A 10106-nucleotide genomic window follows, 5' to 3' on the forward strand; every position below is an offset into this window, starting at 1 on the left:
GCACGTCACGTCGCGAAAATTGAGCGGCGCCCGCACCATCGGGGCGCAAGCGGGGTGGTACCGCGGAGTCCTGGCCAGATGCCCGGCGCTTCGTCCCCGCGTGGGCAGTGAGCTGATGCCCGCGTGAGCGGATGTGGAGTGTAGGGAGAGCGTCGGTGCCGGACGGTCCGTCGAAGTCGCCATTCGTGCCACTGCCCACCAAGATCGACTTTGCGGTGCTGGACCGTTCGGTCATCGGATGGTGGCAGGCCAACAACGTGTTCAGCCGGAGCCTGGAACAGACGGCCGACGGCACACCGTGGGTGTTCTACGAGGGTCCGCCGACCGCCAACGGCACGCCGGGCACCCACCACATCGAGGCGAGGGTCTTCAAGGACCTCTTTCCCCGGTACCGGACGATGCGGGGCTTCTCGGTGCCACGCCGCGCCGGCTGGGACTGTCACGGCCTGCCGGTCGAGCTCGCGGTCGAGAAGGAACTGGGGCTCGGCGGAAAGCCCGACATCGAGCGCATGGGCATCGCTGAGTTCAACGCCCACTGCCGCACCTCCGTGCTTCGGCACGTCGACGAGTTCGTCCAGCTCAGCGAGCGGATGGGTTACTGGATCGACCTGGAGCATCCGTACGAGACGATGTCCCCGGAGTACGTGGACAGCGTCTGGTGGTCACTGAAGCAGATCCACGACGGCGGGCGCCTGGTGGAGGATTTCCGGGTCGCGCCGTACTGCACCCGCGACGGCACCACCCTGTCCGACCACGAGGTGGCGCAGGGGTACGAGACAGTCGTCGCCCCCTCCGTGTACGTGCGGTTCCCGGTGCGCGGCGACGTGGCCGGACACAGCGGCGTCGACCTGCTGATCTGGACCACCACCCCGTGGACCCTGGTGTCCAACACCGCGGTCGCCGTCCATCCCAACGTCACGTACACCCTCGCCCGCACCGAGCGGGGCACGTTCGTCGTCGCCGAACCGCTGACCGGGCGGGTCCTCGGCGACGACGCGGAGATCCTGGCGACCATACCCGGGTCGGCCCTGGAGGGCTTGCGCTACGAGCGGCCGTTCGACCTGGTGGACATCCCGGACGCCCACCGGGTGGTCCTCGCGGAATACGTCACGACCGAGGACGGCACCGGCCTGGTGCACCAGGCGCCGGCGTTCGGCGCGGACGACCTCGCCGTCTGCCGCGCGTACGGGCTGCCGCTGGTGAACCCGGTCGCCCCGAACGGGCGGTTCAACGACGGCATCGACCTGGTCGGTGGGGTGTTCTTCAAGGACGCCGACGCGTTGCTCATCGACCGGCTCAGGACGTCGGGTCGGCTGTTCCGGCATGAACCGTTCGAGCACCCCTACCCGCACTGCTGGCGGTGCCACACCCCGCTGATCTACTACGCGCAGCCATCCTGGTACATCCGGACCACCGAGGTACGCGACGAGCTGACGCGGGAGAACGAGAAGACCAACTGGTTCCCGGAGCACATCAAACACGGCCGGTACGGCGACTGGCTGAAGAACAACATCGACTGGGCGGTGTCCCGCTCCCGGTACTGGGGTACCCCGCTGCCGTTGTGGCGATGCCCGGACAACCACGTGACGGCTGTCGGTTCCCGTACGGAGCTCGGAGCGTTGGCCGGCGCTGATCTGTCCGAGCTGGACCCGCACCGCCCGTACGTCGACGAGATCACCTTCGCCTGCCCGGACTGCGGCCGCACCGCCACCCGGGTCCCCGAGGTGATCGACGCCTGGTACGACTCCGGGGCGATGCCGTTCGCGTCGGTGGGCTACCCCCACGTGCCGGGTAGCAAGGAGATCTTCGAGCGCAGCTACCCGGCCCAGTACATCTGCGAGGCGATCGATCAGACCCGGGGGTGGTTCTACACGCTGATGGCGGTGGGCACGCTGGTCTTCGACCGGTCCCCGTACGAGAACGTCGTCTGCCTCGGGCACATCCTGGCCGAGGACGGCCGCAAGATGAGCAAACACCTGGGCAACATCCTGCTGCCGATCCCGTTGATGGACACCCACGGCGCGGACGCGGTGCGCTGGTTCATGGCCTGCTCCGGCTCACCGTGGTCGCCGCGCCGGATCGGGCCCGGCCCGCTCGACGAGATCGTCCGCAAGGTGTTGATGACCTACTGGAACACCGCGGCGTTCTTCTCCCTCTACGCGGCGAACTCGACGTGGGCGCCGCAGCTGGCGCAGCCGGTGGCCCAGCGACCGGTGTTGGACCGGTGGATCGTCGGCGAGGTCCACGCCCTCGCGGCCGCCGTGGACGACCGACTGCAGAACTACGACACGGCGCGCGCCGGCCGACTGCTCGCCGACTTCATCGACGACCTGTCGAACTGGTATGTGCGGCGGTCGCGGCAGCGTTTCTGGGCGGGCGACCCGGACGCGCTCACCACCCTGTACGAGTGCCTCGACATCCTCACCCGGCTCCTCGCGCCGTTCATTCCCTTCGTCACGGAGGAGGTGTGGCAGCAGGTCGTCCGGCGCGGGGACGCGTCGGCCCCGGAATCGGTGCACCTGGCGACCTGGCCCACCCCCGACACCACGGTGATCAGCCCGGAGTTGTCGGCCCAGGTGGCCACGGCGCGGGCGTTGGCCGAGGCGGGCCGGTCCGCGCGTAAGGCGAGCAGTCTGCGCATCCGTCAGCCGTTGAGCCGGGCGCTGGTGGGGTTGCCGGCCGGCACCGTCCTCCCGCCGGCGTTGCTGGACGACATCGGCGACGAGTTGAACGTCAAGGTCCTGGAGCCGCTCGACCCGCAGAGCGGGGTCATCGACGTGCAGGTCAAAGCGAACTTCCGGACCTTGGGCCGCCGGTTCGGCAACCGCACCCAGCACGTCGCGAAGGCCATCGCCGCGGTGGCCCCCCGGGAGTTGGTCGACGGTGCCCGGGCGAACGGGTCGTACCCGCTGTCGGTCGACGGTGCGCAGGTCGAGGTGGGCCTGGACGACATCCTGATCACGGAGGTGCCGCGCACCGGTTGGGTGGTGGAGTCCCAGCGCGGCGCGACGATCGCGTTGGACACCGAGATCACCCCCGAACTGGCAGCCGAGGGCGTCGCACGCGATGTCGTACGCGCCGTCCAGCAGGCCCGCCGCGACGCCGACTTCGAGGTGTCCGACCGGATCACGGTGTCGATCGCCGCGCCGGCAGAGGTGGCGGCAGCGATCTCCGCGCATCAGAAGCTCATCGCGCACGAGACCCTCGCGCTCACGCTGACCGTGGTGGACGCGTTGTCGGAGGGTTTCTCCGGCGCCGTGGGTGACGGCCACGAGATCGTCGTACACGTGGTGCGGGCCTGAGCGGTGGCCGGGTGGGCGGTCACCCGAGCTGGGTCAGGTCCTCCGGGGTCAGGCGCAGGGCTCCGGCCGCCACGTTCTGCGCCAGGTGGTCCGGGTCCGCGGTGCCGGGGATGGCGAGGACGTGGGGGCCCTGGTGCAGGGTCCAGGCGAGGCGTACCTGCTGCGGGGTGACGCCGTGCGCGCGGGCGACCGCCTCGACGGCCTCGCCCTGCGCGGCGCCCGCGCCCGCCTCCCGCCCGGTGCCGGCCAACGCGAAGAACGGCACGTAGGCGATGCCCCGCTCGCCGCAGAGCCGCACGATCGCGTCCTGCTCCCGGTAGGCGTCCACCCCGTAGTTGTTCTGTACGCAGACCACCGGTGCGATGCCGGCCACCTCGTCCAACTGCTCGGGGCGGACGTTGGAGAGGCCGAGGTGCCGGATCAGCCCTTCGGCCCGCATCTCGGCGAGCGCGCCGAACCGGTCGGCCAGCGGCACCGGGCCCGACCCCCGGCCGAGGCGCAGGTTCACCACGTCGAGCTGGTCGCGGCCGAGCCGGTGAAGGTTCTCCTGGACCTGGGCCCGTAACTGCGCCGCGGTGAGCGCCTCGGTGAAACCGGCCTCCGGGTCGTACCCGAAGCCGACCTTGGTGGCGATCACCAGCTCGTCCGGGTACGGGGCGAGCGCCGCGCGGATCAGCTCGGTGGCGTAGCGGGCCGGACCGGTGCCGACGCGCAGGGCGCCGCCGGGTGAGACGTAGAACGCGGCCGTGTCGATGTGGTTGACGCCCAGCTCCACGGCCTGGCGCAGCAGGGCGACGGCCCGGTCCCGGTCGGGGTTCGCGGTGATCCGCATGGAGCCGAAGCCCATCCGGTGCACGGTGCGATCGCCCAGCGTCCAGGTGCCCGCCGCAGCGGCGGTGATCTCGTCGGTTGGCATCGGGCGACCGTAACCAGCACGGGTGCGCGGCGCAGTCGGCCACGCACCCGATACCGCCCGGCGGCGAAATGGGTTAGTTTTTAACTACCGACGGAGCAGTTTCGGCGGGGTGCGGCGGGCGCAGCACCGGCACCAGCAGCAGGGTCGGCAGCAGCAGCAGCGGCACCGCCAGCAGCGCGCGCAGGGTGCCGACGTGGTCGCCGACCAGCCCCAGCAACGGCGGGCCGCCGAGGAACGCCGTGTAGCCGATCACCGCGACCACGCTCACCCGCACCGCCGCGTGCGCCTCGTCGTCGGCCGCGGCGCTCATCCCGACCGGGAAGCCCAGCGACGCACCGAGTCCCCACAACGCGACGCCGACGATGGCCACCGGCCCGGAACCCGCCAGCACGGCCAGGCCCGCGCCGACCACGGCGAGGCCGATGGTGCCGCTGAGCACCGGCACCCGACCCCACCGGTCCAGCGCGATGGTGCCGGCGGTGCGCCCGACGGTCATGCCCACCACGAAGACGGCGAAGACCCCCGCGCCGGCGGCCTCGCTCAGGTCCCTGCCGTCGATGAACGCAACTGCCAACCAGTCGTTGGCGGCGCCCTCGGTGAACGCTGCCACCAGCACGAACAGCCCGATCAGCAGGGTGCGCGGCTCCCGCCAGGCGGCGAGTTGCGCCCGGCGACGGGCAGCCGGGGTGGCGTCCGCCGGGTCGCCGGTGTGATCGCTGCCCACCGGCAGGAACGCCCGGGCGGCGAGTGCGGTGCCGGCCAACACGACCACCGCCACCGCTACGAGATGCGCGCCGACCGACACGTCGAACCGGGCCGCACCGGCGCCGAGCGCCGCCCCGGCCACCGAACCGAGGCTCCACCCCGCGTGGAACCGCGGCATGATCGTCCGGCCGAGCCGCCGCTCCACCGCCGCGCCCTCGACGTTCATCGCCACGTCGCAGGCGCCGGAGCCGTAGCCGAGGGCGACCAACCCCAGGGCGACGAGGGCGAACGACCCGATCATCGTGGCGCCCAACCCCGCCACGGTCAGGCCCACCGCGACCAGCACGGTGGCCATCGTGACGGTGCGGGCCGCACCGAACCGCTGGGCGAGCAGGCCGGAGGTGGGCATGGCGAGCAGCGCACCGACGCTCATCGCCAGCAGCAGCAGCCCGAGTCGGCCGGCGGAGAGGTCCAACGCCTCACGGACCGCCGGGACGCGGGAGAACCAGCTGCCGACGGCCAGCCCGTTGAGGGTGAAGGTGACAGCGACGGCGTTGCGGGCGAGCCGGACCGTCAGCGGGCTCGGCGATGCGGTGTCTGGTGCGAGGGGTCGACTGGTGGGGGCGCTCACGAGGGTGTTCCTCTTTCTCGGAATGATCTGCTGGCACGATCGCACACCTGAGAGCGCTACCACCGCAACCCAATACCGCCCCTTACCGCTGCTGGTCCGGCCGGGGCATGATGTGCGCAGGCGCTGGTCCGACCGGACGGGCCGCCGCGGGAGGCGACGATGACGACAGCGGCACACCGACCGGCCACCCTTGAGGACGTGGCCCGGGTCGCCGGGGTGTCCCGGTCCACAGCGTCGCGGGTGATCGCCGGCACGGGGTTCGCCTCACCGGCCGCCCGGGAACAGGTCAGCGCGGCCGTCGACCGCCTCGGCTACGTGCCCAACCCGGCCGCCCGGGCGCTGGTCCGCGGCGGCGGCGTACGCCTGGTCGTGGCCGTCCTGGGCACCAGCGCCGCAGTGCTGGACGACCCGTACGTGCACCAGGTGGTCGGCTCGGCCGCCCGGGTGTGCACGCCCGCCGGTGTCGGGGTGGCGCTGTACTGGCTGCCGTTCGGCGACCCCCGCAGCCTCGACCAACTCGGCGGGGATCGCAGCGTCTGCGGGGTGATCCTGGTCAACACCACCGAGGAGTTGCTGGCGGCGGTGCCGTCGTCGCTACGCGGTCGGGTGGTCTCGATCGGCGTCGGCTCGGCGACCGTGCCGTCGTTCGACGTCGACAACGCCGCCGGCTCCGAAGCGGTGCTGCGCCACCTGTACGCCGCGGGTCGCCGCCGGATCGCCATGGTGACCGGCCCACGCTGGCTGCCCTGCGCGCAACGCCCCGTGCAGACGTACCGCCGGCTGATGGCCGAGGCCGGCCTACCGGAGCGGATACTGCCCGGGGACTTCGGGGCGGTGCGCGGTCGGGCGGCGGCCGGCGAGGCGCTGCGCCGCTGGCCGGACATCGACGCGATCTACGCGATCAGCGACGACACCGCGCTCGGGGTGATCGCGGGCCTGCGGGACGCCGGGGTGCAGGTGCCCGGCGACGTCGCGGTGGCCGGTTTCGACGACATTCCGTTGGCCGGGATGACCGCCCCGGCGCTGACCACAGCGAGTCATCCGGTGGGACGGATCGCCGTCGCCGCGGCCACCGCTCTGCTGGACGGACGTCCGGCGGCGCCGGTGACCCTCTTCCCGTCGGCCCTGGTGGCGCGGGCCAGCGCCTGAGTCGGCGCTCAGCTCAACATGTCGACGGTTAACCCCGCACCGGCCGGGTAAGCGGGTCGGACCTTTCGTCCACCGCGAGGAGCGCCGACCCGTGTCCGACTCCGCGCCGTCGCACTGGGACCCGGCGCCGAGCCCTCGGGATGGCCGGTTGACCACCCGCCAGCACCCGCCGGTGGCGCCGGGACGCACCGGGCTCGTGCCGATCACCGGCCCCGACGGCGACCCGCTGGCCCTGGCGTACGCCCCGGAGCCGGCGAACGGCTCGGCGTACCGGTTGGTGCTGCTCCTGCACGGTGCGGGCGGCTCGGCGCGACAGGGGCTGGACCTGCTGCTGCCGGTCGCGGACGCGCAGCACCTGCTGCTGGTCGCCCCGGACTCGTCGGCGGCCAGTTGGGACCTGATCGCCGGCGGCTTCGGGGCGGACGTGAGGCGCATCGACGCGCTGTTGGCGACGGTCTTCGACGGCTACCCGGTCTCCGACGTGACACTCGGCGGCTTCTCCGACGGCGCGTCGTACGCGTTGTCGCTGGGCCTGGCGAACGGGGATCTGATCGACGCGGTGGTGGCCTTCTCCCCCGGTTTCGCCGCGCCGCCGGTCACTCACGGCCGGCCACGGGTCTTCATCTCGCACGGCGTCGACGACCGGGTGCTGCCCATCGACGTGTGCAGCCGGCGCCTCGTCCCGCACCTGCACGACCTCGGCTACGACGTGACCTACGAGGAGTTCCCCGGCGGCCACGACATCCCGGTGCGGATCCGCGATGCGGCCACCACCTGGCTGACCGGCCATCCCTCACAGGTCGGGGCCCATCCCTGATCGGCGGGCGTCAGACCGGAGGAAGGCCGAGGGCGTCGTCGACGCGGGCGAGGACGGCGGCGTCGTCCTGCGGGTTGACGCCGCGCAACAGGTCGATGGCCGTGGCCCGGACCTGACCGATGATCATCGCCAGGGGAAGGGTCTGGGTGGAGCCGAAGAGCTGCCCGGCGGCGCGCACCGCGGCCAACGCCGACTCGTCGGCCCGGGTGGCGTGCCGGTCGGCGGTCTCCTCCTGCCCGTTCAGGTCGGCCGCGAGGGCGGCGCCGGCCTGACTGACCGCCTCGGCCAGCGACCGCAGGGCGGCGCCCAGCTCGGCCGGGGCAGACGTGTGCAGCCGACTGAGGGTCACCCCCGCGCGGGCCAGCACCCGGACGTTGCGGACCGCGTAGTCGATCTGCCGGATCGACTCGTCCACCGAGCGCAGCCGACCGAGGTGCTGACGTCGACGGACGTTGAGCCGCAGCGCCTCACCGGCGGCCAGCACTCCGTCACGCAGCCCGTCCACCCGGGCGTCCATCCCCCGCGCCTGCCGCAGCGCGGCGAGCGCCGCCGCCTCGTCGCGGTCGTCCAGCGCGTCCGCGATCCCGCCCAGCAGCCCGGCCAGCTCGTCGAAGGTCCGCCGTACCTCGGCGACCAGCGGGGCCAGCGGACGCCGGGCGTCGACCAGCAGGCTGGCCGCGAGCGCGACCGCGCCGCCGACCAGGGCGTCGACGAAGCGGAACGGCACCAGCGACCCGTCCGGCGGCGCGACCACCACCAGGTAGAGCGCGGAGACCGCCGCCTGCACCAGTGTCACGCCGGTGGCGCCGAAGGCCACCGCGAGGAGGACAGTGAGCAGGATGACGGTGAAGACCGTCCAGGTGCTGCCCGGGCCGAGCGCCTGCACCACCAGGTCCGCGACGAGCACCCCGGCGGCGACCCCGAGGACGACCTCGACGGCCCGGCGGATTCGCTGCCCCCGGGCCTGGCCGAGGACGATCAGCGCGGCGGCCGGCGCGAAGAAGGGCTGCGGGTGCCCGAGCAGCCGGGTGGCCAGCAACCAGGCCACGGTCGCCGCGACGGTCGCCTCCAGCACCGGCCGCCAGCCGCGCCGCAGCCGCCCGACGGCCGTCCGCAGGCCACTGATCCGCACCATCGCCCAACCTCTCCCACCACCCACGCCGGCCGGTCCGTCGTGCCCCGGCCCGACATCACGGCGCCAGCTCACCACACCCGCTACCAGCTCACGCCGGCACACCGCCTCCGACGGGCAGGCGTAGCGGGCGAGGCTCCGGCTGCGTCCGATGCTCAACCAGCGGTCACGCTGGCCCTGGGCGGCATGGCCCGCTATGCGGACTGGCGGCCGCCGGCGGGCTGAACCGGCCCGGCGACCCGGCCGGTGGCCAGGGCCGCGTACTCCGGTGAGGCGAGGAACTCGGTCAACACCTCAACGGTGCCCGGCGTCCAGGGACGACCGTCCAGCACCTCGGCACCGGGGACGAAGAGCATCGCCGCGCCCTCACCGAGCACCACGTCCTCCTGCCGGGCCCGGGTGCTGCCGAGAAAGTAGTGCTTCACCCGACCCAGCTCGGGCAGCTGTTGCACGGCGACCGGGCGCAGTGGCCCGTCGGCCCGCAGGCCGGTCTCCTCCCACAGCTCCCGCTCGGCGGTCTGCTCCGGCGTCTCCCCCGGCTCGCCGTGGCCGCCGGGCAACCCCCACACGTTCGGATGGTGCGTCGCGTCGCTGTCGCGCAGTTGCAACAACAACTGCCCGTCAGGATCCACCAGCATGACGCACGCGACGATTCTCATCCGATCAGACTACGGCCGACGACGAACCGACGACGCCCCAAAACTCCAGAATAGTCATTCGGGCCGTCGTCCGAACTAATCAAATGCGACAGTGCGCCGGTACAATCGGCGACTTCGTTGTGACCGATCGCTGACTGCTGATGATGAAAGCGATCACACACACTGAGCGCATGAACAGGAGAGTCAACCGCGGTAGGGCACTCCGCGTCGCGGTGTGCCTCCTCCTTCTCGCCGCGCTGAGCGGCTGCATGCAACTCAACATGGGCTTGACGATCAACGCCGACGACACGGTCGACGGGCAGCTCCTGCTGACGGCCCAGAAGTCCGTGCTGAGCAACCGTAACAAGAACCTCCCGGTCGCCTTCGCGGAGCTGCGGCAGAACATCCCCGCCCTACCGGCCGGCGAGGAGACCCTTTACCAGGACGACACTTTCTACGGTTCCCAGATCAGTTACCGCAAGGCGCCGCTGGCCGGTTTCGACACCGAGAGCGTGAAACTGGTCAGGGACGGCGACCTGTACCGCTTCACGCTGCCGATCGATCCCAAGAAATATGGCGGAAAGGTTGCCGAGCAGAATCCGCAAAACCAACAGGCGTTCCTCAAGCTCATGTCGTTCGAGATCTCGGTGACATTTCCCGGCCGGGTGATCGACAGCAATGGCACCGTCAACGGCCGTTCGGTCAGTTGGAAGGTCGATTCCAACCAGGAGAAGCCGACCGAATTGCGGGCCGTGGCCGAGGCGCCCCCTCGTCCGTCCGCCTCACCGGCCGCCGCCGACGACCAGCAGCCAGGGA

The 10106-nt window shown here is 71.9% G+C and carries 8 protein-coding genes; 4 read left to right on the forward strand and 4 right to left on the reverse strand.

Going from position 1 to position 10106, the window contains the following annotated elements; all coding sequences use genetic code 11:
* Positions 1-155 precede the first annotated feature (155 nt).
* Positions 156-3302 carry an isoleucine--tRNA ligase gene (gene ileS / locus DLJ59_RS05890; protein WP_244235841.1) on the forward strand — a complete coding sequence of 1049 codons (3147 nt, stop codon included), beginning with the start codon at positions 156-158 and terminating at the stop codon, positions 3300-3302.
* A gap of 19 nt (positions 3303-3321) precedes the next feature.
* Here the strand turns inward: ileS and DLJ59_RS05895 are convergent, their stop codons facing one another.
* Positions 3322-4218 (reverse strand): aldo/keto reductase, encoded by an 897-nt coding sequence (locus DLJ59_RS05895; protein WP_124771490.1) that lies wholly within the window; start codon positions 4216-4218, stop codon positions 3322-3324.
* 73 nt (positions 4219-4291) lie between these two features.
* Positions 4292-5554, reverse strand: a complete 1263-nt coding sequence (locus tag DLJ59_RS05900) for an MFS transporter (protein ID WP_124771491.1) — start codon at positions 5552-5554, stop codon at positions 4292-4294.
* A gap of 159 nt (positions 5555-5713) precedes the next feature.
* Between DLJ59_RS05900 and DLJ59_RS05905 the strand changes: the two genes are divergently transcribed.
* Positions 5714-6703, forward strand: a complete 990-nt coding sequence (locus DLJ59_RS05905) for a LacI family DNA-binding transcriptional regulator (protein WP_124771492.1) — start codon at positions 5714-5716, stop codon at positions 6701-6703.
* Between the two features lie 91 nt (positions 6704-6794).
* On the forward strand, positions 6795-7520 hold the full coding sequence (locus DLJ59_RS05910; RefSeq protein ID WP_124771493.1) for an alpha/beta hydrolase: 726 nt from the start codon (positions 6795-6797) through the stop codon (positions 7518-7520).
* A gap of 10 nt (positions 7521-7530) precedes the next feature.
* On the opposite strand, the gene DLJ59_RS05915 is transcribed toward DLJ59_RS05910, so the two are convergent.
* Positions 7531-8811, reverse strand: a complete 1281-nt coding sequence (locus DLJ59_RS05915; RefSeq protein WP_244235842.1) for an FUSC family protein — start codon at positions 8809-8811, stop codon at positions 7531-7533.
* Positions 8812-8846: 35 nt separating this feature from the next.
* Positions 8847-9311: an NUDIX hydrolase gene (locus tag DLJ59_RS05920; RefSeq protein ID WP_124771494.1), complete on the reverse strand. Its 465-nt coding sequence runs from the start codon at positions 9309-9311 to the stop codon at positions 8847-8849.
* A gap of 170 nt (positions 9312-9481) precedes the next feature.
* On the opposite strand from DLJ59_RS05920, the gene DLJ59_RS05925 reads away from it, so the two are divergent.
* Positions 9482-10106: LppM family (lipo)protein (locus DLJ59_RS05925; protein ID WP_124771495.1), on the forward strand; the 625-nt coding region annotated here is incomplete at its 3' end.

Origin of the sequence: Micromonospora inaquosa, from assembly GCF_003857055.1 — a bacterium.
Taxonomy (GTDB): domain Bacteria; phylum Actinomycetota; class Actinomycetes; order Mycobacteriales; family Micromonosporaceae; genus Micromonospora; species Micromonospora inaquosa.